The following is a 25,853-nucleotide window of genomic DNA, read 5'->3' on the forward strand; positions in this document are numbered from 1 at the left end:
AGGCTAGAATAGGAATGTTGAAATTTAAAACGGGACGCATTGTACACGGCTATTTTTGAAAATAGTAGATGCATTTTCCTTTTAAGAAATGAATAGCGAAGCTTTATGTGTCTTTTTGGGAATCATTAAGATAAATTAAAAGGCAAGATCCCTATAGAATTTAGGGATCTTGCCTTTTTTAAATTATTGATTATCCATCGCGTTTTTATTTTTTAGGGAATATACGAATATTAGCGCTATAACAAGAATGATCGCACAAAATATTGGAAAGATAAGCAATGAACCTGTGTGGATTACTCCAATTATAAATGTACAAAGACTGACAATCAGATAATATCCTAAACTTAAAAAAGCTCCTGACGTACCTGCAGTTTTTGGAAAATGAATAAGTGCTAAACTTAAACTGTTTGGCAATGATATTCCAATCCCAACAAGTAAGCAAAATATCCCCAATATATATAATAGCAGCTCACTTGTAGTGCTCAATCGTATAAACACAGTTGCTATCAAAAATAATACTGAGATAAATGATACAACGAGTCCTTCCTTAATTGTCTGCATGGCATTTCTCTTTTTTAATGATTTACTAGATAGCCACGCCCCAATCATGGTTGCTGATGCAACGACGCATCCCATAAATCCATATTGACTTTGTGTAAAATGAAATGTATCAATAAAAATTCCAGGTGCTTCTGAATAATAGCTAAAGATGATCCCATTAAATAAGCCAATAAGTAAACCAAAAATTACAGTATGAGGGTCTAAGATCATTTCTTTAGCAATCCTAAACATACTATATAAATTAAGGTTAGCTTGCGTATCACTTGCCGTTTCTGGTAAATTCTTCAAACTAAAATAAAGCAAAAGCATCCCCATAACCACTAGCACAAAAAAGACGACGCGGAAACCATAAAATTGTGTGACAATCCCACCTATAAGAGGACCAAGCGCAGGGGAGAATGCCAAAACAGCTGATATTTTAGCAAACATTTGATGCCGTTCTGTTCCAGTATAGCTATCTCTTAAAATGGTCTGAGTAGTGACTGATCCAGTACTTGCACCGAAGGCTTGAATAAATCTACCGATAAATAGTAGGACTATGTTATTTGCTATAAGACAAAGAATGCTACCAACTATATAGACAAATATTCCAAAATTCATTGCCTTCCTTCGTCCAAAGTAATCTGAACCAATCCCCCAAAACACTACTCCGATGGCAAAGGCTAGAAAGTAAATACTCAGAGTCATTTGAGAAATATTGAGAGTGGTACTGAATTTTAGGGCAATCTCAGTTAATGAAGGTGTATAGATAGTTTCGCTTAGCTGAGGGAAACCTACTAAACAGACCAATAAAGGTAAACTTATTTTATTATTATTTTTTTGGGATGTTTTTTTCATTATAATCTTCCTTAAATTAATTATTTGTTAAGTATGAAAAAAACATCCTTTGAAGGGAAACGGCGGAATCATAATTTTAATCCATGAATAAAAAATTATAACAGCACCTCCTTTTTTAATCTAAGCGTTTATTATATCATCGATTAAAAAAATAGCAAAATTACTATTTGATTTATTCTTATAAAAATTTCATCTCCTCATAAAGAATAGGGGCTCTTTATTTGTTTTTTTCTTTTACTTGAGAATGATCATGCTCTAACGGGTGCTTTTTTATTTTACAAAAACCTCAGTTTGACAGGTCTTTCCACTTCCACTATGCTAGGATTAATGGCCAACTTTGAAAAGGGTTTCATTATGTGTGAAAGTTGAAAAATGAGATTCGAGGGAGTTTGATGAAAGTGATTCAATTTGATATTCGAAAAATTAAGTTGCTACATTATTTACTTGAAAATCGCGGCTATATAGCTCCACAAAAATTACAAGAAGTACTAGGAATTTCGAAACGAACCTTACAATATGAGATTGAAAAAACGAACTTTGAACTGGAACAGGTTGGCTTTAGTGGTATTCAGATGGTACGCAGGCAAGGCTATTATGTGCCAGAAGACGAAAAGAAAGAAATTCTACGATTAATCGAAAATCATGATACAAACAACGTTGATTTTACTATGGCCGAACGGAAAGTACGGATACTTCTTTTTTTACTTGCTACGGATGCGCGTGTGGTTGAAGAAACACTTTCAAAGGCGAACGGAGTGAGCCGGAATACTACGCTGCAAGATTTGAAGCAGATTAAAGCAGAGCTTAGTGAGGCAGGGCTCCGACTTTTATACAGTAGGAAGAATGGAAATGAAATCGTGGGCGATGAAGCGCAAATTCGTCAATTTTTCTTGCGACATTGTTTGAATAGCCCAGCTTTTGAATCGGAAATGGAGATGAAAAATTTACTCCGAACGAAAGCGCCTCATTATGACGCGGATTTTTTGCGATTGGAAAATGAAGCAATTCGCGCGATTGTTACGCTGGAAAAGCTTTTTGAGATGCGCTATACGGATGAAGTTGTAGCTAGGCTCAGTTTGATTGTTAGCTTTTTTAGCTTTCGCATGCAGCAAGGACATGTTTTGGAAGGGAAGCTTGTCGATCAAACAAAGTGGGCGCAGGAAATTTACCGCAGAATGCCGCGTTTTGTAGCCTGGAATGAAGCGGAACTCGCGTTTCTTGAACGACTGCTCTTAGGGGCTAATCGACTTTCAGGAGATTCTGAGGTGGCGAGGCATTTGAAAGTGGCTGTGAAGAAGATGATCGCGGAATTTGAACGGCTTGCTTGTGTGAATTTTGAGGATCATGAGCGGCTAAGGCGTGATTTGCTTTTGCACCTAGAGCCAGCATATTACCGGATTCTATTTGGGATCGAGTGGATTAATCCGCTTCGATCAGATATTAAATCGCAATATGCTGAGGTTTATGAGATTACTCGGAAAGTGATGGAGCCGTTTGCGGAGCTGTTAGAAAAGCCTCTTCCAGAAGATGAAATTGCTTATGTTGCGATTTTATTTGGTGGTTTCTTATCACGCAAAAAGAGTGTGCTCGTGGAACGTAAAAAATTATTGATTGTCTGCTCAAAAGGTGTTGGCACTTCGCGGATGATCGAGCGCCAGTTAAAGCAGCTTTTTACAGATCGACAAATTGAAATTTTGGAGCCGATTTCTTTGAGAGAATTTGAGAAAAAGGCTTATCGACCAGATTTTATTGTTGCGACGCTTCCAGTACTCACGGATATTCCTTCTTTTATCGTGAGTCCGATTTTAACGGAACCGCAAAAAGAACAGCTTCTAAAAGAAATTATGCCGCACGTGGCTCAGCGTGATTCGGATGCACGGATGCTTGCAAGTGTGCTAGATGTGATTGATCAATATGCAAAAGTGGAAAATCGCGAGGCGCTTGCGCAAAATTTAAAAACGATTTTGTTCCAAAATGCACTTGATGATGTGAGCGAAGTTTCACCAGAGCTTTCCGATTTGCTCCCAGCTAAGCGCATTCAGTTTAAAGAAAACGTGCCAAGTTGGCAAGAAGCAATTCAGCTTGCTGCAAAGCCGCTTCTTGAAGAAGGCTATATTTCGCAGAGCTATGCAAATGCCATGATCACAGGGATTGAAACGCTCGGCCCTTATGTTGTGATTTCACCTGGAGTGGCGTTACCGCACGCGGCCCCGACGGATGGGGCTTTCCGTGTGGGAATGAGTTTACTTTTGCTCGATGAACCGGTTGCTTTTTCCGAGAAATCAAAGGATCAGGTTAAACTTTTAATTGTGCTTTCTTCGATTGATTCCTATACGCATATTAATGCGCTTAGTGAATTAACGGAATTAATTATGAAGCATGCGTTTCTCACTTTTATCGAGCAATATCCTGATGCTAAGCAAGTAGCACATTTTATCCAGGAGAAAACAAGCTGACTTGCTCAGCTTGTTTTTTAGTGTCTACTTTTTGCACTTTCTAAAAGAAAAGAATTGGACTTCTTTATAAAGCGCTTTCTCTCTATAATAAGAGTTGTAAGAGGTTGATAGCGCTATCAATTAGCAAGAAGGGATGAAGAAACGATGTCATTTTTAAGCCAAGATTTACTGTCATTCAATCAAACTGCAGAAAATGCAGACGAAGCGATCCGGCTTTCGGGAACATTGCTTCAAAGAAAGGGCTATGTCAGTGAAAACTATATAGAAAAAATGGTTGAATCTTACCATGAAAATGGGGCTTACTTTGTGATTGCACCATATGTGGCAATTCCCCACGCAAGACCAACCGATGGAGTGGAAAAATCGGCGGTTTCGCTTGTTACGCTTTCTAGCGGTGTTTCTTTTGGACATAAAGCGAACGATCCGGTGAGACTTGTATTTGGCTTAGCCGCTTCATCAAGTGAAGAACATTTGAAAGTAATTCAAAACATTGTGGCTCTTCTCAGTCAAAATGAAAATATTGAACGACTTATGACGGCTCAAAATTTTGAAGAGATTCGGCCGATTTTGGAGGGATTAAAATGAAAATTTTAACAGTTTGCGGTTTAGGTCAAGGAACAAGTTTGATTTTACGGATGAACGTCGAAAATGTACTTCGTGAAATGGAAGTAGAAGCTGATGTGGAACATATCGACGTTTCAGCAGCACGATCCATGTCTGCGGATATCGTTGTAACAAGTCAAGAACTTGCGGAAACACTTGGTGAAACAAGCGCAAAAGTCGTGATTGTCAATAATTACTTTGATAACGCGGAAATCAAACAAGCTCTTAGCGGGGCGATTTAACGAAAAGAAAAGGGTGAGGATAAAAAATGGAGATCATTACTTGGATTGCCGACAACTTTTTTGGAACGCCGGCCATTCTGCTCGGGTTTATCGTCTTACTTGGATTACTTCTCCAAAAGAAAAATTTGAGTCAGGTTGTTAGCGGCACGTTTAAAGCGATTATCGGATTTTTAATTATCAATGCCGGCGCAGCTGTCATAACAGGTTCTCTCGGGATTTTTGAGCCAATGTGGAAAGAAGTTTTCGGCCTTGAAACTGCGCCACTTAGTGGGTTTTTGGGGCAAGAGAAATTCAATTTGGAGTTTGGAAGTGCAGTTACACTTGCCATGACGCTAGGGTTCTTAGTTAACGTTTTACTAGCACGCTTTACACCGTTCAAATATATCTATTTAACTGGACATATGATGTTCTGGACGACAACCATCTTTGCAGGAATCACTGTTCAAGCAGCTGGTGGCGATGTTTCTTTCTGGCCGCTCGTCATTTTCCTTGCTGTTATTATGGGACTTTACTGGACTTTCCAACCGGCACTCGTTCAACCGTTTTTACGCAAAATTACTGGAAATGATAATGTAGCACTCGGGCATACATCTGCAAGCGTTGCGATTCTTTCTGCACTGCTTGGGAAAGTATTTGGAAACAAGAAAAATGATGCAGAACATATCAAATTGCCGAAGAAACTAGAATTTTTACGAGACTCGAATGTTATTACGGCCCTTACGATGGGGATTTTATTCCTTATTGGTGCGATTATCTTGATGGTAAAACAAACACCGGGAGCAGAAAAACTAATTGCACAAGCAGGAAACCAAAGCTTTATCGTTTACAGTATTGTTCAGTCCTTTACATTCGCAGCTGGGATCGCCGTTGTTTTAGTAGGGGTTCGGATGTTTATTGGCGAAATTGTACCAGCTTTTAATGGAATTGCGACTAAACTTGTACCCGGGGCAAAACCAGCACTGGATGCGCCAATTGTGTATCCCTATGCGGCAAACTCCGTTATTATAGGGTTCCTTGGAGCCTTTGTCGGAGCGATCATTTGGCTTGTTGTTCTCGGAAACACAGTTGGTTATGTCTTTGTACCAACGATGATTGTACTCTTTTTCCACGGAGCTGTTGCCGGCGTGTTCGGAAATTCAACCGGTGGCGTACGTGGTGCCTTGATTGGTGGATTCTTAACCGCAACCGTCGTCGCTTGGGGACAATATTTGATGGTAACTTTCTTCATAAACACGACTGTCCCGGATACAGCGATGTGGGCGGCTGATAGTGACATGTTCATATTGGGTCCAATCATTAGTATGTTGGCGAAACTGATTTTTTAATAACAAAAACCTCTTCCGCCATTTCGTGAAGAGGTTTTTTGAAAGGAAGGAAGCAAAAATGAGCTATATTCGTACTTTTTTTGGAGACATTAAACCAGAAGAACTAGGATTTACCTATTCACACGAGCATATTGTTTGTACCCCATCTTTTTGGCAAGAAAAAGGGGAAGATGATCTTTTGCTCGATGATAAAGAAAAGTCACAACTGGATGTGCAAGATTTTAAAAACCTAGGTGGAAAGACAATCGTTGATGCAACCGCCGTCGATTACGGTCGTCATGTGAGCGAAGTAGCAGAAATTTCGAAAGAAACAGGCGTACAAATTGTTGGAACAGCGGGCTTTAATAAGAGCTTTCTTTGGACAGGAAAAATGAAGCCAGAACTTAAGCAATTAGTTGGGAATTATGAGACTTACTACGACTGGATCGAAGCAGCTTCCATTTCCGAGTTGACAGAATTTGTCGTGCGAGAAGTTGAAGAAGGTCTTGAAGGAACGAGTTTTAAAGCGGGACAAGTCAAGTTTGGAACGGGCTATAACCGAATTACACCGCTTGAAGAAAAAACGATTCGCGCTGTGGCACGTGCCCATCATGAAACGAAAGCACCCGTTCATTCGCATACAGAAGCAGGAACAATGGCACTTGAACAAATTGAAATTTTAAAAGAAGAAGGTGTTCCGCTTGAATACCTTTCGATTGGTCATATGGACCGGAATTTAGATCTTTATTATCATGAACAAGTAGCGAAAACAGGTGCCTTCTTATCCTTTGATGGGATTGCTAAAATCAAATATGCACCTGAAAGCGCACGCATTGCTGCCATCTTAAACCTCGTTCAAAAAGGTTATGAAGACCAAATTCTTGTGAGTGGAGATACCGCACGTAAAACATACTACAAACACTATGATTTTGGACCAGGGCTTGAGTATATCAAGAAAAAATGGGTACCCCGCTTTACCCACGAAGCAAATCAAAATGGATTTGATGGAGAAAGCTTGATTCAAAAATTCTTCGTAGATAACCCGGCTCGATGTTTTACATTTAAAAAATAAGGAGGAAGCAAAATGAAATTTGCAGCTTGTAATTCCTATGACATCGCCGCACAAATCACAAAAACCACTCCCGTAATTTTACCCATAGGAGCAGTTGAAGCGCATGGACCTCATTTACCACTTGAAACCGATAATATTCTTGCAGAAAAATATGCAGACCGAATAGCGGACAAGAAAAAAGGCCTAGTGTTACCTGTCTTACCATATGGACAAGTTTTCAGTTTGCAGGACTTCCCGGGCAGTCTGAGTTTGTCGAATGAAACGATGATCCAAATGATCTTTGAAATCGGGGAGGGGCTTTATAAACAAGGCGTGCGACTGTTTGTTTTAATTAGTGGGCATCTTGGGAACATGACCGCGCTCAAAGAAGGGGCGCGTAAACTCTTTTTCAAACATCCGGATATGCGTGTGCTCCATATTTTTTATCCGAATATTCAAAAACTAGCAGCAAACGTGCGAGAAGGAAAAGCGAATCATCATACGTATATTCATGCTTGTGAAATTGAAACCTCCTTAATGCTTTATCTAGCGAAAGAACATGTGGAGATGGAAAAGGCAATTGATGATCCCCCGACTTTACCACTAGATGCTGATTATACGCCTATGCCTTGGCAAAATTTCACGGAAAGCGCTGTTCTTGGAGAGGCGACTCTTGCAACCGCTGAAAAAGGTGAATACTTAATTGAAACCACATTAAAAACCTGTTTGGAGTTGATTGAAATTGAACAAGACAAAATTCGAAAAGCAGAAGAAATGGCATGATTTTGCACTATTTAATTTTTTAGCGCAAGATGCGGAAAATGCGAAGGAAGTCATGAGTGCTTCAGAAGGTTACGCGGTTCCAGGAATTGTAGCGAGTGATTTTGATAGCGCAGAAGACGCAGTCGCGCGACTAAGCGAGCTAAAGCGTGCTAGTGACATTGTGAGCGTAGGACTTGGTGGAGGTGGGGCATTCGAAAACTTTCGAGCTGTTCTTTCGATTGCTGAGCTTGACCGGGATTGCCACATTAACCAACCCCTTGAAACTGCAGCCTTTGCTCAGCTAGTTGATGGAGTTTATGCCAATGCTCTCGTACGACCTTCTGGAAAAGTGGGTCTAGTAAAGCTTGCGACGAGGGGCACGATTGAAGTGGAAAGATTAGTTGATTATTGCCTTGAACATCAGATTCCATCAATCAAATTGATGAGTATTCGTGGAACGGAACATCTTGCGGAGCTTGTTTATTTAGCAAAAGTCGCAAGTGAACGTGGAATTTATGGAATTGAACCCGCTGGCGGAATTGCTTGGGATAATATTGTACCTATTATGACTGATGTAGCTGAAACAGGGATTCCATTCTTTATGCCGCACATTTTTGGGGCAACTGTCGATAAAGTCACTGGACGAACCAAAAAAGCTGAAATTGAACGCATTTTTGAGCAATTAGGAGGGATTTCATGATTGATGCTTATTTAAATACGGCGATTGGAATGCTTGAAGCCATTCAATTGGAAGAAAAGGAAAACATTCGAGAAGCTGGGGAAAAAGTTGCTAAGGCTATTCAGGAAGGAGGGATCGTCCACTTATTTGGGTGCGGACATTCTCATATTTTAACAGAAGAGGTTTTTTACCGGGCCGGCGGATTAGCGCCGATTCACCCCATTTTACATGAGCCGCTTATGCTTCATGAAGGAGCAGCGCAGTCTTCTGTGTTAGAACGAAAAAACAATTATGCTGAACGTTTTATGTCGAAAGAAGATATCCGCAAAGAAGACGTGATGATTGTTCTTTCGACCTCTGGAAGAAACCCCGTTCCTATTGATGTGGCGCTTTTTGCTAAGCAAAAGGGCGCATATGTTATTGGGATAACGTCAAAAGCTTATTCTGGAACACAAGCATCACGGCATGTTTCTGGACTAAAACTAAGTGATGTTCCTGACCTTGTGATTGATAATAAAGCTGTAAAAGGGGACGCGGTATTACAGCTTGAAAACTTCCCCGTTCCGTTTGCTGCGACATCTTCTGTGACAGGCGCAGCGATTTTACAAAGTCTATTTGCAGAGGCCATTACGGCTATGCATCAAGCAGGTTTCGCGCCACCTGTTTTCTTAAGTGGCAATACAGAAAATGCAGATGACTATAATCAAACTCTGCTAGCCAAATATCAAGCGAGAATCCCACTATTAACTTTAAATCTTGAATCTTAAGATAGAGAAAGAAGAAAACGACATAGGGTTTTCTTCTTTTTTTACACAAAAAGTTTGACAAAGGAAACTTTTTTTCTTATAGTAAAATATAAGTTGTGAGTCCAAAATAAAACTGCCGAATTGTAAAAAAATGACGAGTTTCTTCTATAATATAAGGTTTGAAAATCAATAAATGTAAATTTTTTTTGTGAAAGGATGATAAAATGCTGGATTTACAAAAAGTGAGTGTTCACTATTCGAGTGAGGAGTGGGCGCTTGATGAAATCAGTTTCTCTCTTGTTGGCCCAACGATAACAGGAATTATCGGCCCTAATGGAGCTGGCAAATCTACTTTACTGAAAGCCATTTTAAATATTGTTCCCTATATGGGTCAAATCACGATAAACGGAGTGCCAACCCAAAAATGGTTGAAAAAAATAGCTTACGTAGAACAAAAAAGTGCAATTGATTTTACATTTCCAATTACTGTTAAAGAATGTGTTTCGCTTGGAACCTATCCAGAAGTCGGGCTTTTTAAACGCTTAGGAAAAAAAGAATGGGAAAAAACCAAACAAGCCCTTGAAATGGTTCAGATGGAACGTTTTTCTAATCGACAAATTAGTGAATTATCTGGTGGTCAATTTCAACGAGTCCTTCTCGCAAGGTGTCTTGTTCAAAATAGTGAAGTTATCCTTTTGGATGAGCCATTTGTTGGGATTGATGCAATCAGTGAACAAATTATTATGCAAACACTCGAACAGCTCAAACTAGTCGGAAAAATGATTTTGATTGTGCATCATGATTTAAGCAAAGTGGAGCAGTATTTTGATCAACTCATTTTACTCAATCGTAGCTTAATTGCAACTGGACAGACAGAAGCAGTTTTTCAAGAAGCACATTTGCGACAGGCATATGGGGAAAATATTTTTATTAAGGGAGGAAGTGAAACATGATTGCGAGCTTTTTAGACGGTTTACAGAATTTTCATTTTTTGCAAAATGCTTTAATCACTTCACTTGTCATTGGCGTAGTTTCAGGGACCATTGGTTGCTTTATTATCTTGCGAGGAATGTCGCTCATGGGAGATGCCATTTCACATGCCGTTCTTCCCGGTGTGGCGATTTCTTTTATTTTAGAGATTAATTTTTTTATCGGGGCGATTCTTTTCGGGCTGCTTGCATCCATCATGATTACCTATATTAAATCCAACAGTGTTATTAAAGGAGATACTGCGATTGGGATTACATTCAGTTCTTTTCTGGCTCTTGGTGTCATTCTAATTGGCGTAGCCAATAGTTCAACGGATTTGTTCCATATCTTATTTGGAAATATTTTGGCGGTCCAAGATGCTGACAAAATGATTACAATCGGGGTTTCTATTTTCGTTCTGGCAGTCATTCTTTTATTTTTCAAGGAACTTTTGATTACTTCTTTTGATCCTCTCATGGCAAAAGCTCTCGGAATGAAAGTTCAGTTTTATCATTATTTATTGATGCTACTTTTAACGCTTGTTTCAGTAACGGCGATGCAAAGTGTTGGAACGATTTTGATCGTTGCACTTTTAATTACACCAGCAGCGACCGCTTACTTATTTTCGACTAGCTTAAAGAAAATGATGTTCTTGGCTGCTTTTCTCGGTGCTTTAGCTTCTTTTGTTGGGTTATTTATCGGTTATAGTTTTAATATTGCAGTTAGTTCGAGTATTGTGCTTACTTCGGCGTTGTTCTTTGCACTTAGCTTTTTCTTGTCACCGAAACAAAAATTTTTAAGAAAGAAGGCTAAAATCAGAGAAAATTAATGGGAAATTCGGAATAAAGTGGCTACTACCGATTCTTTTTTTGTTAGTTTTAACCGCTTGCTCGGGTGAAAAAGACACATCAAGTGGGAAGGGTGATCAATTAGAGGTAGTTATAACGAACTCGATTCTAGCAGATATGACAAAAAACATCGCACAAGATAGAGTGAAACTTCATAGTATTGTTCCAGTTGGAAAAGATCCCCATGAATACGAGCCACTTCCAGAAGACGTCAAAAGAGCTTCAACAGCAGACGTGATTTTTTATAACGGCATCAACCTAGAAACGGGAGGGAATGCTTGGTTTACTAAATTGATGAAGAATGCGAAGAAAAAGAAAAATCGAGATTACTTTGCAGTAAGTGATGGTGTCGAAGTTATTTATCTGGAGGGAAAAGGGGAAAAAGGTAAAGAAGATCCCCACGCTTGGCTCAACCTTGAAAACGGAATTCAGTACGCTAAAAATATTGAAAAAGAGCTTTCCAAGAAAGACCCGAAGAATGCTTCCTACTATCAGAAAAATTTGCAGCGCTATATTAGTAAACTTGCAAAGCTCGATCAAGAAGCCAAAGAAAAATTTAATGCGATTCCTGCTACTAAAAAATTAATTGTCACGAGTGAGGGGTGTTTTAAATATTTTTCGAAAGCCTATCAAATTCCTTCTGCTTATATTTGGGAGATTAATACGGAAGAAGAGGGGACGCCAGATCAAATCAAAAATCTGGTGAAAAAATTGCGAGATAGCGAGGTACCGGTGCTCTTTGTCGAAAGTAGTGTGAGCGACAGGCCCATGAAAACAGTTGCGAAAGATACGGGTATTCCAATTTATGCAAAAATCTTCACGGATTCAGTTGCAAAACCAGGGGAAAATGGTGATAGTTATTATGATATGATGAAATGGAATCTCGATAAAATTTCGGAAGGATTGTCAAAATAAAAATTTTAAAAACGACTGAAAGCGAATTTTTATTTGCTACCGGTCGTTTTTTATATTTATTTGTTCACAAATAGGCTAAATGAGGGAGAAAAAAATTTCTTTTTTTCAAGAAAAATAGAATAAAAAAATCAAGAAAGCGCTTAAAAATCATCAAAATATCGATTTTTTTCTTTTTTTTACTGGAAAATAAAAAGGCAGAATAATTAAAAAATTTCATGCCAAGAGAAACGGAACAAGTGATCGAAGGAAGTGATAACCAAGCTATTTTGGAAGGAAATTGGAAAGAAAGATCTGTTTTCCGAAAAAGAACTAAATCGGAAGGCTGACTTCATATTGAAATAATATGAAATGAATCAGTAGTTGATTTGAAATGTTAGTGTGTTATGATTAGTTCGCATTAAAAATTAAGGAGTGGTTTTTTAATAATGAAGAAAAACGTACTAAAGATGGCTGTAGCTACATTAACGGTAGGAGTAACGACGGTTGTAGGAGGTCATTTAGCAAACGCTGAATCTGTGAGCGTTGCAAAAGGGGATACGTTATCTAAAATTGCTAATGAACACAACACTACTGTCGCTAATCTTGCCCAATTAAATGGGATTGCTAATATTAACCTAATTTATGTTGGTCAATCGCTAGAAGTTGGAAATGGTGGAGCTACTCAAACAGCTCAACCTGCAACTCAAGCCGCGGCAAGCCAAGGTCAAGCAACTACGCAAAAGCAACAAGCACCTAGCCAAAGCCAAACGCAAAGCAGCCAACCAAGACAACAACAAGCTACACAGCAAACTCAAACTCAAGCTAAACCAGCCAATACAGGGAGTTCAAGTGATCAACAAGCCAAGGAATGGATTGCACAAAGAGAATCTGGTGGTTCTTACGGTGCAAGAAGCGCATCTGGTAAATATATCGGACGCTATCAACTAACAAATTCATATTTGAAAGGCGACTATTCTCAAGCTAACCAAGAACGTGTAGCCAATAGTTACGTACAAAGCCGTTATGGTTCATGGAGCAATGCGAAAGCACACCACGAACAATATGGCTGGTACTAAGCCGTTAAATGTAAAAGGATAACAATAAAAATGAGTCAAGGTTCTCTGAACTTTGACTCATTTTTTTATGTTCAATCAATTTTTTCTATCAAAAATGTGTGTTTTTTCCTATTGCGAAAAAGAACATGTGTTCGTATAATGAGTTTATAGGAAATGAATTTTTTAGAAGAGGTGAGAAGGGTGGCATATTATCAAGACGAGCCCCTTCATCATGTATTTTGCCTAGATGTAAAAAGTTTTTATGCAAGTGTTGAATGTCTTGCGCGCGGACTTGATCCCATGACGACCATGCTCGTTGTTATGAGCGGAGATAGAAATACGAGTGGACTGGTACTTTCTGCAAGTCCTGCTGCTAAAAAAAGACTGGGCGTATCGAATGTTTGCCGAGGTTTTGATGTTCCAAAACATCCAGAGTTAGTCATTGCGCCACCACGAATGAAATTATATATGACCTATCATAAGAAAATTTTAACTATTTTTAAACGCTATATGGCTGATGAAGATATTCATGTCTATAGCATTGATGAACAGTTTGGAGACTTAACGAAGAGCTATCATTTATTTGGAGAAAGCCCTGAAGAAGTTTGTCACAAGATTCAGCAAGAAATTTTTCTTGAACTAGGACTTTACACAACGATTGGATTATCTGTCAACGTCTTACTTGCAAAAGTCTGTATGGATGTAGAAGCTAAGAAAAATGCAGGCATGTTTGCGCACTGGGGCTATGAAGATGTCAAAACTAAAATGTGGCCGCTCAAGCTAAGTGAGTTTTGGGGAATTGGCAAGCGAATGGAACTTCGCTTGAATCAGCTAGGTCTTTATACAATTGGGGACTTAGCACTTAGCAATCCCTTTTTATTAAAGACGCAGTTTGGTGTGATGGGGCTCCAATATTACATGCATGCTTGGGGGATCGATCGCTCTGTTTTGGCGGAGAAAGAAAACTATCAACCAAAAGAAAAATCTCTTGGAAACTCACAGGTCCTTCCGAGAGGCTATACAAGTGCTGCAAAAATTCAAGTCGTTTTGGCTGAAATGTGTGTTCAGCTGGCACAGCGCTTGCGGACAAAACAAGTAGAAGGATCGGTTTTAAGCTTGCACATGCAGTATGCTTATGAAGATGGAAAGCGTCGGAGTAGTTTATCCCATCAAATAAAAATACCGCCAACCAATCATAGCAAGCGTTTAACACAGTATGTACATCGCTTGTTTCAAAAATATTGGAATCATACTGAGGTTCGCACCATTAGCCTTTATATTGGGAAATTACAGCCCGTTTCCGCTTTTCAACTCAGTTTATTTGAAGACCCTGATCTTTTAATACGCGAAGAGGCGATTGAACAAACGATCTCAGAAATTCGGAGTAGATACTCATTCACTTCTATTTTTTATGCTCATTCCCTGCTTGAAGGGGCGACAGCACTGCGGCGTGCGACACTTGTTGGCGGACATGCAGGGGGAATGGACGGTTTGGATGGTAAGTCTTATGAATGAGCGGGAAAAGGAAGCAGAAGAGTGGCTTAGACAAGTAAAAAAAACGTATATAGATCGTGGAATGATGAAATGGTCGGGTTTTTATTTATCGGATCATACCGCACAAATGGAGGAAGAGAGTCAAAAACGAAAGCAAATTTTTGTGGCAAAAAACGAGATGAGCCTTGAACAAATTGGTGAGGTTCTTGAAGAGGCTTTTTCGAAAGGGAGCGTTGTCTCACTGCAAATGGCAGAACTGAATGAAGAGCACATGTACGAAGCTGATTTGACTGGTAAGGTCATTAGTTTTTTAGAAAACCGCATTTATCTACAAGAAAAAAAGGGAGCTATTCAAATAGTTTCCATCGAGAAAATACGCCATGCAGAAATCGTACATTGATACGCAGGTAAGGCGTTTCAGTTTAGTGGAAAGTGGGAATGGATGTAGGCAATCCCTAAAAGGTGAACCTCTAAGAAAGTCATCTTGGTTTGAAATAAGAACTTTAGAGTATAAGAAGGAAAGTGATTCCATGAAAGTTCCGAATGCAGACAGTATTTTTGTGATTCTTAGAGCTGCCTATTATCATCCAAAAACCCAAATCACACAATTAGCCTTGAAACAATTGAATGAAAAACGAGTTCGCTACCACTCCAAAACGGAACTTCTACATACGGTTTATTGGCTGGAATGGAAAGCATATTTGAAACGTGGGGAACTAGCTAGTCAAAGGCCTTATTATGAGCTGACAGAAAAAGGTGAAGAAATGTATCAATTACTTCAAGAATCGGGCGGAACTGAAGATTAAATCCACAAAAAAGCAGAAGCAACTCTTGCTTCCGCTTTTTCAAACTTTATTCGCTTGTGATTTGTTTTGTGAACCCTTCGCCAACCACACTTTGCGCATCATTGATAATGAAAAAGGCTTTTTCATCGTGTTTGTTAACGATCTTTGTAAGTGGCAGGAGTTGTTGCCTGCTGATCACAATATAAAGAATTTTTTTGCCTTGTCTTGTATAGTAGCCTTCAGCATCAAAAAGTGTCATTCCACGACCAATCTTTAAATCCACTTCTTTTGCGATCGCTTCATATTGATCCGAAATGATCGTAACTGACTTTTTGGGATTGAAGCCTTCAAGAATAAAGTCTAGTACTTTCGTAGAAGTATAGAGGGAGAGAATCGTAAATAACATATTTTGGAAGCCGATAATAAATACAGAGGGAATCACAACGATTAAGTCAAAAAATAGTAAGGCATAACTTGTGTTCCAACCTAGATATTTATTGGCAATTTTGGCAAGGATGGCGCTACCAGCAGTGGTTCCTCCACCATGCATGATGAGCCCCATCCCAAATCCCATGAGGGCTCCTGCAAAAATAGCAGCAATAATCGTTTGATCCGTTTGAAAAGCAATCGGTTCAGTAAGTCGTAAGAAAAGGGAAGTAAAAAGAATAGCGATGATCGTTAAAATAATCGTTTGTCGGTCAAGGTACTTATAACCGATTACAAGTAAAATCCCATTAAAAATCAACGTCGTAATCGCAGGTGCTATCCCAAAAGCATAATAAAGGATCATTGTGAGCCCTGTTACGCCGCCTTCCCCTAAATGATTGGGAATAGCAAAAATATTAACGGCAAGGGAAAAGATAAAAGCGCCAATAATAATTTTTCCAAAAGTAAATGCCCATTTTTTTGTCATGAATCAATCTCCTTTCTTGCATAGTGAGCGCAAAAAAATACCCCGAAGATTCTTCTGAATCAACGGAGTCTTTTTTCTAAAAAAGCATCAAGGGAACTTCCGATTCCCGTGACTGTCTCACCATAAAAAGCCATTTAATTTTCTTTTTTAAATTAGCATAGAATCTAAATTTTGGCAAGCTTGCGGTTAACCAAAAATAGCTAAGATTGGCATAAGGTTAAGTAAAAATAGACCAACTAAAACACTGATAACAATTTTGATAACCAGTGGCTTTTCGCTTTCTGTTTGTTTCATCTTCGAATGCCCCTTTCTGAAATTTTAGTTCGTAGTAAAAAAGCGCCTACATCTAATTCCACTATACCATAAAAATAGTGGTTTTTGGAGATAATTATGCTACAATAATGGCGGGTGAGGAATTTGAATAAAAAAAAATACTATGATATTTATTTGCAGATTGAAAATCGAATTCTTGGAAAAGTTTATCAGGCGGGGGAACTGCTACCAAGTGAAAATGAGTTAGCAAAGGAATTCCAAGTATCGCGTGAGACCATTCGCAAGGCACTTGTTCTCCTACTAGAAAATGGTTTTATCCAAAAAATGCAGGGAAAAGGTTCCATCGTGATAGACCGGGAGCGCTATTCGTTTCCTGTCTCAGGTTTGACAAGCTTCAAAGAATTGCATCAAGAGCAGCATATGAACGCTGTCACACGCGTGATCAAAAATGATTATGAAAAGCTACCTGAACAAGTAAGAAAATACGTTTCCTTACCAGATGGAGCAAAAGCCTGGCACATTGAGCGTGTCCGCTATTTGAGAGGCGAGGCCGTTATTTTGGATAAAGATTTTCTTTTAGAACCTGGCATGAAGAAAATTACTGAGGAGCAACTAGCAAGCTCGCTTTATGAATACTTGGAGCAAGAGCTTGGTTATGAAATCAGCTACGCACAAAAAGAATTTACCGTCGAGCCTGTCACGGCTGAAGACCAGAAGTGGCTTGATTTAGAAGAAGATACACATGTTGTTGTCGTCCGAAGTGCCGTTTTTTTGCAAGATACAACGCTTTTCCAGTATACAGAATCGCGCCATAGGTTGGACCGCTTTCGTTTCATTGATTTTGCCAGAAGACGTTAAAAACAAGCCCTCGTTTTAGAAGGCTTGTTTTCGTTTTATTTGGGTAAAAGAACAGCCAAAGTTTCATAAGGCGCTAAAGATATGTGCTTAGCTAATTGATCTCGCTTCACATTCGAAAGCAAAATTTCACCTTGAAGAAAGGCCTCAGGAAGCTCTAATTTATACGGTTCTTCTCCGTAATAATGAACAGCGAGTAAAGTTGCTTCTTCATTTTCGCGTAAGTAACTAATGACACGTTCCTCGTCAACGAAGTAAGGCGTATAGTTGCCAACTTGAATCACAGAATGCGTCTTCCTTAGTTCAATCAGTTTCTTATAAAAGTAAAAAATACTGTCTGGATCTTGAAGCGCATCCCGAACATTGATCCAAGAAACACTATCCGAAACCGGATAAAGCGGCGTTCCCGTCGTAAAGCCAGCCTTCTCATCATTTTCCCATTGCATTGGAATCCGGCTATTGTCACGTGAACGCGCTTGAATCACTTCCATAGTTTCTCGCTCAGACAAGCCTTCCTCTTGAAGCAATCTATAATGATTAATCGTTTCGATGTCGCTGTAGCTTTCGATATGTTCAAACCGCGGATTGATCATCCCGATTTCTTCTCCCATGTAGATGTAGGGCGTACCTCGCATCAAATGGATCGTTGCGGCAAGAAGCGTGGCCGCTTGATAATGAAATTCCGGCTGGTCCGAAGTGAAACGCCCTAGCGCTCGGGGCTGATCATGATTGTTCCAGAAGAGGGCATCCCAACCATTTCCGCTCGCCATATCCACTTGCCAGGTGTGAAAGAGCTCTTTTAATTCAGCAAAACGAACTTGATCGAGTTGCCATTTTTCTCCATCTTTGTAATCCACTTTTAAATGATGAAAATGGAAAACCATCGATAGTTCTTTTTCCGCAGGGTTACTGTAGCGAATCGAATTGGCAATGCTTGTCGAGGACATTTCGCCCACTGTGACTAGACCTTTCTTGCTAAACGTTTTTGCATGAAGTTCTTTTAAATATTCATGAATGTGCGAGCCATCTGTGTAAAACCGGCGTCCGTCGCCAATGAAATCATCTTCCATCTTATCCGGCTTTGAAATCAAATTAAGCACATCGAGCCGGAGCCCTTCAACGCCTTTTTGAACCCAAAAATCTACGACTTGATAAAGGGCTTCACGAACTTCTGGATTTGACCAGTTCAAGTCTGCTTGCGTGACATCAAAGAGATGCAAATAAAAATCATCTGAGGAGGGCAACTTTTCCCAAGCTGAGCCTCCAAATTTAGATTCCCAGTTCGTTGGTGGGAGTTCTTTCTTTGCGCCTTTTCCTTTTTTAAAATAATAGAAATCACGATATTTAGGATTTTCTCGAAGTGCTTGTTGAAACCATTCGTGTTCTGTAGAAGTATGATTTAACACGAGATCAATCATGATACCAATTGAGCGCTTTTTCGCTTCATAAATGAGCACATCAAAGTCTTCCATCGTTCCAAAACGTGGATCTACCCCGGTGTAATCAGAAATATCATACCCATTGTCATTTTGGGGAGAGGGATAGAAAGGGTTGATCCAAATTAAATCCACACCTAATTTCTCTAAGTAATCCAGTTTAGCTGTGATGCCTGGAATATCTCCCATGCCATCTCCATTTGAATCATAAAAAGAACGCAAGTAAATCTGATAAATCGTTTTATCGGCTATATTGACCATCATTAAACCTCTTTCATTAAAGATTGCTAGCTTTTTTGGAATCTGTTCGGAATTCTCGTTTTCCGAATGTGCGAATCGGTGCTTGATCGACTTTATTTAAGATATTATATTTACGGAACAGAACCGTAAGCATAAATGGAACTACAATGGCGATAAGCATACAAAACGCAAAAATCAAGTAATATTGCGGCTTGATGGAAAGAATTCCAGGAATCCCACCAACGCCGATTGAGTTTGCCATAACCCCACTAGAAACGGAAATGACAGCCGCAATACCCGAACCAATCATCGCAGCTACAAAAGGATAGAGATATTTCAAGTTTATCCCGAACATGGCGGGTTCTGTGACTCCGAGATAACAAGAAATCGTTGCTGGAATGGAAACTTGTTCTTCTTTTTCGTTTCCTTTGTGCAAGAAAATAATAGCTAGAACTGCAGATCCTTGTGCGATGTTGGATAAGGCGATCATTGGCCAGAGATTGGTTCCGTGGAACTGGCTCATAAGTTGAAGGTCAATCGCGTTTGTCATGTGATGAAGTCCCGTCACAACAAGTGGGGCATACAAGAAACCAAAGAGAGCCGCAAACAACCAACTAAGTGAACTTGTTAAACCGCTGTAAACGACATTTGCAATGACATCTCCAATTTTCCAACCAATCGGTCCAAGAATAAGATGAGCCGCGAGTACAGTTGGAACAAGAGAGAAGAAAGGAGTTACAATCATAGAAACGGCATTAGGAACAATTTTACGTAGTCCAATTTCAAGATAGGCTAACATAAAACCTGCGAGCATGGCAGGAATCACTTGCGCTTGATATCCAATCATAGGAATATGTGCAAATCCAAAATCCCAGAATGGAATATCTGCTGCTTTTGTTGTAGCCACATCATAGGCATTTAAAAGTTGCGGAGAGACAAGAGTAATCCCGAGAACGATCCCAAGAATCTGTGTTGTTCCCATTTTTTTAGCAATCGACCAAGTGATGCCGACAGGTAAGAAATGAAAAATCGCTTCCCCGATCAACCATAAAAAGTTATAAGTCCCATTCCAGAAAGGATAAACTTGAGCAATCGTTTTTGTTCCTTCCTCAAGCATCTTAATGTCACCGATGACATTTCTAAACCCTAAAATCAATCCACCAACGACAATCGCAGGAATTAACGGAGTGAAAATTTCTGCAAGAGCTGCGAGCATGCGTTGTAGTAAACTCATGTTTTTCTTTGCATCCGTCTTAGCTTCTTCTTTGTTAACGCCTTCAATTCCGCTTATAGAAACAAACTCATTGTAAAACTCTTGGACATCATTTCCAATGATCACTTGAAACTGACCAGCTTGTGTAAATGTACCTTTTACAGAAGCGAGAGCCTCAATTTTTTCGATGTCCGCTTGATCTGGATCTTGCAAAACAAAGCGCATCCGCGTCGCACAATGTGTGACAGATGAAATATTTTCTTTGCCCCCAACGAGTTCATAAAGCGCTTTTGCGTCATCTGCATATTTTGCCATGACTTTTCCTCCTTTTTAACTTGTATATACAAGTTCTGTAATCAAAATATACTATAAAGAAACTGAAAGCGCAACCATTTTTTCGTTTTTAGTAAATAAATACAAAATAATGGGTTAGAGTGGGTGACGGTAAATACATAAAAAACGCGCTTCTCGAATAACTTTGAGAAACGCGTCTACTTCTTATTTGCTTAAAGCAACGACTTGGATAGATTTTCCAGTCACATCAAGGAAAGGCAACTTGACACGTGTATCAAGGCAGTAAGCTCCGTATAAATAGGGCTTTAGCGAAGTGCTTTCATTCTTGATTTGGCTCACAAATTGCATGATTTCTTGATAAAGAATTTCCAAGTTTTTAATTTTAGCAAGCTTTGCATCCAAGCGATTTTCACTGACATTGACATTCGAATTTTGAATGTTCATATCAAATCCATCATTAATCGCTGCACGCGTTTTTGGAACACGTGTATAACGCTGATCATCCCAGTCAATTTCGACAATTTGACAGTCATCTAAGTGAATGAAATCTCCTGCCCAAAGCTTGCCATCAATTTCTACGACCATTTTGCTATCTGGAAAAACATCTTTATCTCGGTATTTTTTAAGTAAATAATCAAACATCTGTAAATGTGCTAAACTCTGATTCATTTTCATCAGCTCCTTCTTTGATAGAATATCATAATGTGAATTTGTGAGCAATTGAATTTTTCCATAAAATGAAAAATAAATCCATCGAAGGTGAGGTTTTGAACGTTTGCACCAAAAGACCTATTTCAGCAAGTTTATGAAAACGTATAACATGGGTATAATGATAAAAAGCGCATAGGGGGATAAAACAACATGGTAAAAGAACAAAAACTAGCTACATATGATGGGGATGAGATTTTCATTCGGGAATGGTCTGAGGTTGAAAAGCCAGTTGGCATCGTGCAGATTGTCCACGGGATGAACGAACATAGTGGGAGATACACGGAACTAGCTTCAAAATTAAATCAAGCGGGGTATCTTGTTGTGGCAGATGACCATCGTGGTTTTGGCTTAACCGCGAAATCAGAGGCAGAGCTTGGACATATTGAGCCGAGTAATGGGCTTGAAATGATGCTACAAGATCAGGAAATCGTCAAGCATCACATGGAACAAAAATTTCCTGACTTGCCTTATTTTATTTTTGCACACAGTATGGGAAGCTACATCACGCGCGTTTTCATCACACGCCATTCATTGGACGGAGTTATCCTAGCCGGAAGCGGTTTACAGCCAGCGCTCCTTCTTGCTGCAGCTACAAGGCTTGCAAGTCATTTTGTAAAAAAATATCCAGCACGTAAAAATCATTTGCTAAATAAGCTAGCTTTTTTGGGCTTTAATCATACTTTCCATGAAAAGCATCCATATAGTTGGCTATCACGTGATCCTCTTGTGCAAGAAGCTTTTGCGAAGGATCCACTTTGCGGACCAGTTGTCGGCACTTCCGGTTTTTTTGATACATTGTTTCGAGCGATTTTAGCATCGCAGATTAAAGAAAATGTGTGGAGTGTGCCTAACGGGCTTCCCGTGTTACTTTTGTCTGGAACAGAAGATCCAGTAGGGCATTACGGGAAAGACATACCGAAACTTGCGGTTAAACTTTCTGAAGCAGGGGTTAAAGATGTGACTTATAAATTATATGAAGGAGCAAGGCACGAATTAATACACGAAGTTGGGAAAGAAACCGTCATAACAGATATTATAAACTGGATAGAACAAAAAAGAAGCGAACGTTAACGTTCGCTTCTTTTTTAACGTATTTGTCCTTCACCAAAAATAACATACTTAGTGGTCGTTAGTTCGCGTAGTCCCATCGGCCCTCTAGCATGAAGTTTTTGTGTACTGATGCCGATTTCTGCTCCAAAACCAAATTCAAAACCGTCTGTAAAGCGAGTAGAAGCGTTGACATAAACAGCCGCTGCATCCACTTCATTTTGAAATTGATTAGCCGCAAAGTAGTCACTTGTGATAATGGCTTCCGAATGTTTGGTGCCGTACCGACTAATATGTGCGATCGCTTCATCAATGTTTGAGACGACCTTTACCGCTAAAATAAAATCAAGGAATTCAGTCTCGAAGTCAGCCTCTGTCGCTGGCACAAAATTTTCTAAGAACTGTCCAGCTTGTTTATCTGCACGAAGCTGGGTAGCAAACGGAGCAAGGCGTTTTTCAATTTCTGGCAAGAAACGGGGAGCGATGTCCTCGTGGATTAATAAGGTTTCAGCCGCATTGCAGACCGATGGACGAGAGGTTTTGGCGTTCACCAAAATATCAATAGCCATGTCCATTTCAGCCGCTTTATCCATATAAATATGGCAATTGCCCACACCCGTTTCGATGACAGGAACGGTAGCATTTTCAACAACGGTTTGAATGAGCTTACCACTTCCTCGAGGGATAAGAACATCCAAGTACTCATTTAACTTCATAAATTCGCGAGCAGTTTCATGAGAGGTATCTTCGATAAATTGAACGACTTCTTTCGGAAATCCGGCTGATTTAGAAGCATCTTGTAAGACTTTAACAAGGGCTTGATTCGAATGGAAAGCTTCTTTCCCGCCTCGTAAAATCACTGCATTTCCTGATTTAAATGTAAGCGCGGCAGCATCAACCGTCACATTGGGGCGAGATTCATAAATGATTCCGATTACCCCGAGCGGAACTCGTTTTTTGCCGATATTTAAGTTGGCTTCATTTTTCCACATCTCATCAACCGTTCCAATTGGATCGGGAAGGGCGATAATTTGTTCTACCCCATTTGCGATTTCATCAAGTCGCTCTTGGGTCAATAGTAGCCTGTCCATCATTGTTTCTTTCATACCTTGTGCTTTTGCTAATTCCAGATCTTTTTGGTTAGCGGCTAAAATTTGCCTAGTTTTGTTGCGTAAAGCAGCACTCCAAGATGCAAGGACACAGTTTTTACTTGCCGCGTCAGAAAGAGCGAGAAATTTACTTGCTTTTTGTGCTTTTTCTCCAAGATCAACGAATGGATTCATGAGAGGATGCCTCCTGTTTTAAATTGGTAAACAACGTCCCGATTTTTTTTCCTGCAATAATGTCATAAATAATATCTGGGTTATCTCCATTTGCGAGAACCATTTGTCGGTCATTTTTCAAACAATAGTCTGCTGCTGCAAGTTTTGTTAGCATGCCACCAGTTCCAAATTCAGAGCCCTTGCCGCCAGCGAGTTGTAAGAGCTCATCAGTGACTTCATGCACTTCATCAAACATAGCAGCCGCAGGGTTTAGAAGTGGATTTTCGTGATAAAAGCCATCAATATCAGAAAGCATGATAAGAAGTTCAGCATTGATAAGTTTAGCGACGATAGCAGACAAGCGGTCATTGTCACCGTATTTCGTGATATGTTCGATTTCTTCGACAGCAACAGTATCATTTTCATTGACAATGGGAATGATGCCTTGGTTGAGAAGTGTATTAAAAGTATTGATGACATTTTCGCGACTAGTAGGATAATCTGTAACGTCGCGTGTAAGGAGGATTTGACCAACTGGATAACCATATTCCCCAAAGAGTTTAGAATAGATATGCATCAGTTCACTTTGACCAACAGCCGCGATTGCTTGCTGTTCGGGGATCGAAGTAGGTCGCGTTTCAAGTTGAAGTTTTCTAAGTCCAACGCCGATTGCACCAGAAGAAACAAGGACAACTTCTTTTTCCTCATTACGCAATTCTGAAAGGACACGGGTGAGTTTTTCGATGGTGCGTAAATTGACATTCCCGTTAGAATGCATCAATGTGCTTGTGCCGACTTTAACGACAATGCGTTTACATGAATGAAGTGATTTTCGCATAGCGGGTCTCCTTTAAAATAGAATACATCCATTGTACTACAAAAAAACTAAATATTTAATAGCAAGAAAAGAAAAAACGCCTAGGATTTAGGCGTTTCATCAATTTGATTCCATTTTTTAGCTTGTTTAATCATAAAGGCGAGACTGTCTAAAATGTATTCACCAGCTGGTTCAGATAATGTGTTTTTGCCCAGCTGTAAGCCGGACTCATACTCAATATCCTCACAAATTTTTTCTAAACGGTATAAGATATCGGCTTGCTTTTCTTTAGTTTCGAGGTCGTAGGAAGGTATGTTATTTTCTCCTAATAAGTAATCCACACTAACACCGAACAATTCGGCAATCTTTGCCACCATTTCAAGATCAGGTTGACGAAGTCCATATTCCCAGTTTCCATATGTAGAAGGCGCTTTTAAACCTAACCTACGTGCAGTCTCTACTTTGGACCAGCCTTTTTTATCTCTTAATAATTTCAAACGTTGACTAAAACCTACCAAATGATTCACCCCTTCGCCTAAATTATACACAAAATGAAACTATAAAGCCAATAAAAACACAAATTGTCTTTTATTTAGAGTTTTTATTTGAGTTTACTCCATCTAATTGATTGATTTTTTCGGCATTTTCCAAGATGAAATAAATGTTTTTTTGCAAGAAAGCTGAAGTGTGGGGTTTCAAAATGTCCGCGCCCAGATAAAAGGGGTTTGGGCTTTCTAGTTCGGTAGCCAAATTTTCTAGTTCCAGTTGGATGTCTTTAGGGGGTTTTCGAGATTTTTCTTTTAAAGAATTTGTATCGCCAATTAAGTAGTCGACTGTAACATCGTATAAACTGGCAATTTCTTTGACCATGGAAAGATCGGGTTCGCGAATGCCATATTCCCAATTTCCATAAGTCGACGGGGCTTTTAATCCAAGGCGACGTGCTGTTTCTCTTTTCGTCCAGCCTTGTTTCTCCCGTAAAAGAGTGAGCTGTTTGCTTAGGTTCGTCATGTTTATCATCTCCTCGTAGTTATTATACATGAATATACACAAAATAAGAATAAAATAACACAATTCGAAGTTTAATTTTATTGACAAATGCATATCGTGTTGATAAAATAGAATAGACAACTCAGTATGTGTTAGGAGGCTAGATGAATGGATCAACTAAAGACTAAGAATATCAATGTAGCCAAAATCAGAGAGATCCGCTTGAGTAAGGGAATCACACAGGCATTTGTCGCTCGAAAAATGGGATATAAATATACGAGCGGCTATGCAAATGTGGAAAAAGGAACCGTGAGGCTTTCTTATCAAAATGCGGTTATCTTGAGTGAGATTCTAAACTGTGATTTAAGTGACTTTTGTGATTAAGAAAGAAAACACGGTACATTGTGCCGTGTTTTTTTGTTATTATGAAGCCGTCCTTCATCGATTGCTTGAAATGTTACAAAAAATCGACATTTTGTCATATTTGTCTACTGATCAATAGCTTCGTATGATAAA

The 25,853-nt window shown here is 39.4% G+C and carries 27 protein-coding genes; 18 read left to right on the forward strand and 9 right to left on the reverse strand.

The annotated features are described in order from the left end of the window. Nucleotides 1-183: 183 nt before the first annotated feature. Complete coding sequence (locus tag HB912_RS03675; RefSeq protein ID WP_185372248.1) at nt 184-1,398, reverse strand: multidrug effflux MFS transporter; 1,215 nt, start codon at nt 1,396-1,398, stop codon at nt 184-186. A gap of 398 nt (nt 1,399-1,796) precedes the next feature. Here HB912_RS03675 and HB912_RS03680 point away from each other — a divergent pair, with 398 nt between their 5' ends. From HB912_RS03680 to HB912_RS03750, 15 genes are all read left to right on the forward strand, one after another. Then, nucleotides 1,797-3,854: a PTS sugar transporter subunit IIA gene (locus HB912_RS03680; RefSeq protein WP_185372249.1), complete on the forward strand. Its 2,058-nt coding sequence runs from the start codon at nt 1,797-1,799 to the stop codon at nt 3,852-3,854. A 144-nt stretch (nt 3,855-3,998) separates the two neighbouring features. Continuing rightward, nucleotides 3,999-4,439 (forward strand): PTS sugar transporter subunit IIA, encoded by a 441-nt coding sequence (locus HB912_RS03685; protein ID WP_036074118.1) that lies wholly within the window; start codon nt 3,999-4,001, stop codon nt 4,437-4,439. Beyond that, on the forward strand, nt 4,436-4,699 hold the full coding sequence (locus HB912_RS03690) for a PTS sugar transporter subunit IIB (RefSeq protein ID WP_036074117.1): 264 nt from the start codon (nt 4,436-4,438) through the stop codon (nt 4,697-4,699). Before HB912_RS03685 ends, HB912_RS03690 begins: the two co-directional genes overlap by 4 nt. Before the next feature lie 26 nt (nt 4,700-4,725). Continuing rightward, nucleotides 4,726-6,024 carry a PTS ascorbate transporter subunit IIC gene (locus HB912_RS03695; RefSeq protein WP_036074114.1) on the forward strand — a complete coding sequence of 433 codons (1,299 nt, stop codon included), beginning with the start codon at nt 4,726-4,728 and terminating at the stop codon, nt 6,022-6,024. Nucleotides 6,025-6,082: 58 nt separating this feature from the next. Continuing rightward, entirely contained in the window at nt 6,083-7,075 is a 993-nt protein-coding gene (locus HB912_RS03700; protein WP_185372250.1) for a phosphotriesterase family protein, read from the forward strand. Between the two features lie 12 nt (nt 7,076-7,087). Next, nucleotides 7,088-7,837, forward strand: coding sequence for a creatininase family protein (locus HB912_RS03705; protein WP_185372251.1), 750 nt, complete (start codon nt 7,088-7,090; stop codon nt 7,835-7,837). Next, nucleotides 7,797-8,516 (forward strand): KDGP aldolase, encoded by a 720-nt coding sequence (locus tag HB912_RS03710; protein ID WP_185372252.1) that lies wholly within the window; start codon nt 7,797-7,799, stop codon nt 8,514-8,516. The genes HB912_RS03705 and HB912_RS03710 overlap by 41 nt, the downstream gene beginning before the upstream one ends. Further along, entirely contained in the window at nt 8,513-9,262 is a 750-nt protein-coding gene (locus HB912_RS03715; RefSeq protein WP_185372253.1) for an SIS domain-containing protein, read from the forward strand. The genes HB912_RS03710 and HB912_RS03715 overlap by 4 nt, the downstream gene beginning before the upstream one ends. A gap of 203 nt (nt 9,263-9,465) precedes the next feature. Next, nucleotides 9,466-10,194, forward strand: coding sequence for a metal ABC transporter ATP-binding protein (locus tag HB912_RS03720; protein ID WP_185372254.1), 729 nt, complete (start codon nt 9,466-9,468; stop codon nt 10,192-10,194). After that, a complete protein-coding gene (locus tag HB912_RS03725) occupies nt 10,191-11,039 on the forward strand; it encodes a metal ABC transporter permease (RefSeq protein WP_185372255.1) in 849 nt (282 codons plus the stop codon). The genes HB912_RS03720 and HB912_RS03725 overlap by 4 nt, the downstream gene beginning before the upstream one ends. 31 nt (nt 11,040-11,070) lie before the next feature. After that, nucleotides 11,071-11,973, forward strand: coding sequence for a metal ABC transporter substrate-binding lipoprotein (locus HB912_RS03730; RefSeq protein ID WP_425324766.1), 903 nt, complete (start codon nt 11,071-11,073; stop codon nt 11,971-11,973). Between the two features lie 425 nt (nt 11,974-12,398). Next, nucleotides 12,399-13,028 carry an aggregation-promoting factor gene (gene apf / locus HB912_RS03735; protein WP_036074101.1) on the forward strand — a complete coding sequence of 210 codons (630 nt, stop codon included), beginning with the start codon at nt 12,399-12,401 and terminating at the stop codon, nt 13,026-13,028. A gap of 180 nt (nt 13,029-13,208) precedes the next feature. After that, a complete protein-coding gene (locus HB912_RS03740) occupies nt 13,209-14,522 on the forward strand; it encodes a Y-family DNA polymerase (RefSeq protein WP_185372256.1) in 1,314 nt (437 codons plus the stop codon). Next, complete coding sequence (locus tag HB912_RS03745) at nt 14,503-14,901, forward strand: hypothetical protein (protein ID WP_185372257.1); 399 nt, start codon at nt 14,503-14,505, stop codon at nt 14,899-14,901. The genes HB912_RS03740 and HB912_RS03745 overlap by 20 nt, the downstream gene beginning before the upstream one ends. A 130-nt stretch (nt 14,902-15,031) precedes the next feature. Continuing rightward, nucleotides 15,032-15,307 carry a DUF3116 family protein gene (locus HB912_RS03750; protein ID WP_185372258.1) on the forward strand — a complete coding sequence of 92 codons (276 nt, stop codon included), beginning with the start codon at nt 15,032-15,034 and terminating at the stop codon, nt 15,305-15,307. A gap of 46 nt (nt 15,308-15,353) precedes the next feature. Here HB912_RS03750 and HB912_RS03755 read toward each other — a convergent pair whose 3' ends face one another. Further along, the gene (locus tag HB912_RS03755) at nt 15,354-16,199 is read right to left on the reverse strand and encodes a YitT family protein (protein WP_185372259.1); all 846 of its coding nucleotides are present in this window, start codon (nt 16,197-16,199) and stop codon (nt 15,354-15,356) included. Nucleotides 16,200-16,616: 417 nt separating this feature from the next. Between HB912_RS03755 and treR the strand changes: the two genes are divergently transcribed. Beyond that, a complete protein-coding gene (gene treR / locus HB912_RS03760; protein WP_185372260.1) occupies nt 16,617-17,330 on the forward strand; it encodes a trehalose operon repressor in 714 nt (237 codons plus the stop codon). A gap of 35 nt (nt 17,331-17,365) precedes the next feature. Here the strand turns inward: treR and treC are convergent, their stop codons facing one another. The 3 genes from treC to HB912_RS03775 all read right to left on the reverse strand — a co-directional run bounded on the left by treC (nt 17,366) and on the right by HB912_RS03775 (nt 21,179). Further along, nucleotides 17,366-19,024, reverse strand: a complete 1,659-nt coding sequence (treC, locus tag HB912_RS03765) for an alpha,alpha-phosphotrehalase (protein WP_185372261.1) — start codon at nt 19,022-19,024, stop codon at nt 17,366-17,368. Between the two features lie 16 nt (nt 19,025-19,040). Then, complete coding sequence (gene treP / locus HB912_RS03770) at nt 19,041-20,531, reverse strand: PTS system trehalose-specific EIIBC component (RefSeq protein ID WP_185372262.1); 1,491 nt, start codon at nt 20,529-20,531, stop codon at nt 19,041-19,043. 183 nt (nt 20,532-20,714) lie between these two features. Further along, a complete protein-coding gene (locus HB912_RS03775; protein ID WP_185372263.1) occupies nt 20,715-21,179 on the reverse strand; it encodes a hypothetical protein in 465 nt (154 codons plus the stop codon). 192 nt (nt 21,180-21,371) lie between these two features. On the opposite strand from HB912_RS03775, the gene HB912_RS03780 reads away from it, so the two are divergent. Then, nucleotides 21,372-22,292 carry an alpha/beta fold hydrolase gene (locus HB912_RS03780; protein ID WP_185372264.1) on the forward strand — a complete coding sequence of 307 codons (921 nt, stop codon included), beginning with the start codon at nt 21,372-21,374 and terminating at the stop codon, nt 22,290-22,292. 14 nt (nt 22,293-22,306) lie between these two features. On the opposite strand, the gene HB912_RS03785 is transcribed toward HB912_RS03780, so the two are convergent. The 4 genes from HB912_RS03785 to HB912_RS03800 form a co-directional block, all read right to left on the reverse strand. Next, complete coding sequence (locus HB912_RS03785) at nt 22,307-23,551, reverse strand: glutamate-5-semialdehyde dehydrogenase (RefSeq protein WP_185372265.1); 1,245 nt, start codon at nt 23,549-23,551, stop codon at nt 22,307-22,309. After that, nucleotides 23,535-24,368 (reverse strand): glutamate 5-kinase, encoded by an 834-nt coding sequence (gene proB, locus HB912_RS03790; RefSeq protein ID WP_185372266.1) that lies wholly within the window; start codon nt 24,366-24,368, stop codon nt 23,535-23,537. Before proB ends, HB912_RS03785 begins: the two co-directional genes overlap by 17 nt. 80 nt (nt 24,369-24,448) lie before the next feature. Continuing rightward, a complete protein-coding gene (locus tag HB912_RS03795) occupies nt 24,449-24,865 on the reverse strand; it encodes a helix-turn-helix domain-containing protein (RefSeq protein ID WP_036074088.1) in 417 nt (138 codons plus the stop codon). Between the two features lie 70 nt (nt 24,866-24,935). Beyond that, nucleotides 24,936-25,358, reverse strand: a complete 423-nt coding sequence (locus HB912_RS03800) for a helix-turn-helix domain-containing protein (RefSeq protein WP_185372267.1) — start codon at nt 25,356-25,358, stop codon at nt 24,936-24,938. A 147-nt stretch (nt 25,359-25,505) separates the two neighbouring features. Between HB912_RS03800 and HB912_RS03805 the strand changes: the two genes are divergently transcribed. Next, a complete protein-coding gene (locus tag HB912_RS03805) occupies nt 25,506-25,721 on the forward strand; it encodes a helix-turn-helix domain-containing protein (protein WP_036074084.1) in 216 nt (71 codons plus the stop codon). Nucleotides 25,722-25,853: the final 132 nt, after the last annotated feature.

Origin of the sequence: Listeria aquatica (genome assembly GCF_014223975.1) — a bacterium.
Taxonomy (GTDB): domain Bacteria; phylum Bacillota; class Bacilli; order Lactobacillales; family Listeriaceae; genus Listeria; species Listeria aquatica.

What these genes read in the sequence shown, in the direction of transcription:
- HB912_RS03700 (WP_185372250.1), top strand. Translation starts at nt 6,083, where the DNA reads ATGAGCTATATTCGTACTTTTTTTGGAGACATTAAACCAGAAGAACTA.
- treP (WP_185372262.1), bottom strand. Translation starts at nt 20,531, where the DNA reads ATGGCAAAATATGCAGATGACGCAAAAGCGCTTTATGAACTCGTTGGG.
- HB912_RS03780 (WP_185372264.1), top strand. Translation starts at nt 21,372, where the DNA reads ATGGTAAAAGAACAAAAACTAGCTACATATGATGGGGATGAGATTTTC.
- HB912_RS03715 (WP_185372253.1), top strand. Translation starts at nt 8,513, where the DNA reads ATGATTGATGCTTATTTAAATACGGCGATTGGAATGCTTGAAGCCATT.
- HB912_RS03720 (WP_185372254.1), top strand. Translation starts at nt 9,466, where the DNA reads ATGCTGGATTTACAAAAAGTGAGTGTTCACTATTCGAGTGAGGAGTGG.
- HB912_RS03775 (WP_185372263.1), bottom strand. Translation starts at nt 21,179, where the DNA reads ATGAATCAGAGTTTAGCACATTTACAGATGTTTGATTATTTACTTAAA.
- HB912_RS03685 (WP_036074118.1), top strand. Translation starts at nt 3,999, where the DNA reads ATGTCATTTTTAAGCCAAGATTTACTGTCATTCAATCAAACTGCAGAA.
- HB912_RS03750 (WP_185372258.1), top strand. Translation starts at nt 15,032, where the DNA reads ATGAAAGTTCCGAATGCAGACAGTATTTTTGTGATTCTTAGAGCTGCC.
- HB912_RS03755 (WP_185372259.1), bottom strand. Translation starts at nt 16,199, where the DNA reads ATGACAAAAAAATGGGCATTTACTTTTGGAAAAATTATTATTGGCGCT.
- HB912_RS03690 (WP_036074117.1), top strand. Translation starts at nt 4,436, where the DNA reads ATGAAAATTTTAACAGTTTGCGGTTTAGGTCAAGGAACAAGTTTGATT.
- HB912_RS03675 (WP_185372248.1), bottom strand. Translation starts at nt 1,398, where the DNA reads ATGAAAAAAACATCCCAAAAAAATAATAATAAAATAAGTTTACCTTTA.
- HB912_RS03805 (WP_036074084.1), top strand. Translation starts at nt 25,506, where the DNA reads ATGGATCAACTAAAGACTAAGAATATCAATGTAGCCAAAATCAGAGAG.
- HB912_RS03725 (WP_185372255.1), top strand. Translation starts at nt 10,191, where the DNA reads ATGATTGCGAGCTTTTTAGACGGTTTACAGAATTTTCATTTTTTGCAA.
- HB912_RS03785 (WP_185372265.1), bottom strand. Translation starts at nt 23,551, where the DNA reads ATGAATCCATTCGTTGATCTTGGAGAAAAAGCACAAAAAGCAAGTAAA.
- HB912_RS03800 (WP_185372267.1), bottom strand. Translation starts at nt 25,358, where the DNA reads ATGACGAACCTAAGCAAACAGCTCACTCTTTTACGGGAGAAACAAGGC.
- HB912_RS03695 (WP_036074114.1), top strand. Translation starts at nt 4,726, where the DNA reads ATGGAGATCATTACTTGGATTGCCGACAACTTTTTTGGAACGCCGGCC.
- apf (WP_036074101.1), top strand. Translation starts at nt 12,399, where the DNA reads ATGAAGAAAAACGTACTAAAGATGGCTGTAGCTACATTAACGGTAGGA.
- HB912_RS03705 (WP_185372251.1), top strand. Translation starts at nt 7,088, where the DNA reads ATGAAATTTGCAGCTTGTAATTCCTATGACATCGCCGCACAAATCACA.
- proB (WP_185372266.1), bottom strand. Translation starts at nt 24,368, where the DNA reads ATGCGAAAATCACTTCATTCATGTAAACGCATTGTCGTTAAAGTCGGC.
- HB912_RS03745 (WP_185372257.1), top strand. Translation starts at nt 14,503, where the DNA reads ATGGTAAGTCTTATGAATGAGCGGGAAAAGGAAGCAGAAGAGTGGCTT.
- treC (WP_185372261.1), bottom strand. Translation starts at nt 19,024, where the DNA reads ATGGTCAATATAGCCGATAAAACGATTTATCAGATTTACTTGCGTTCT.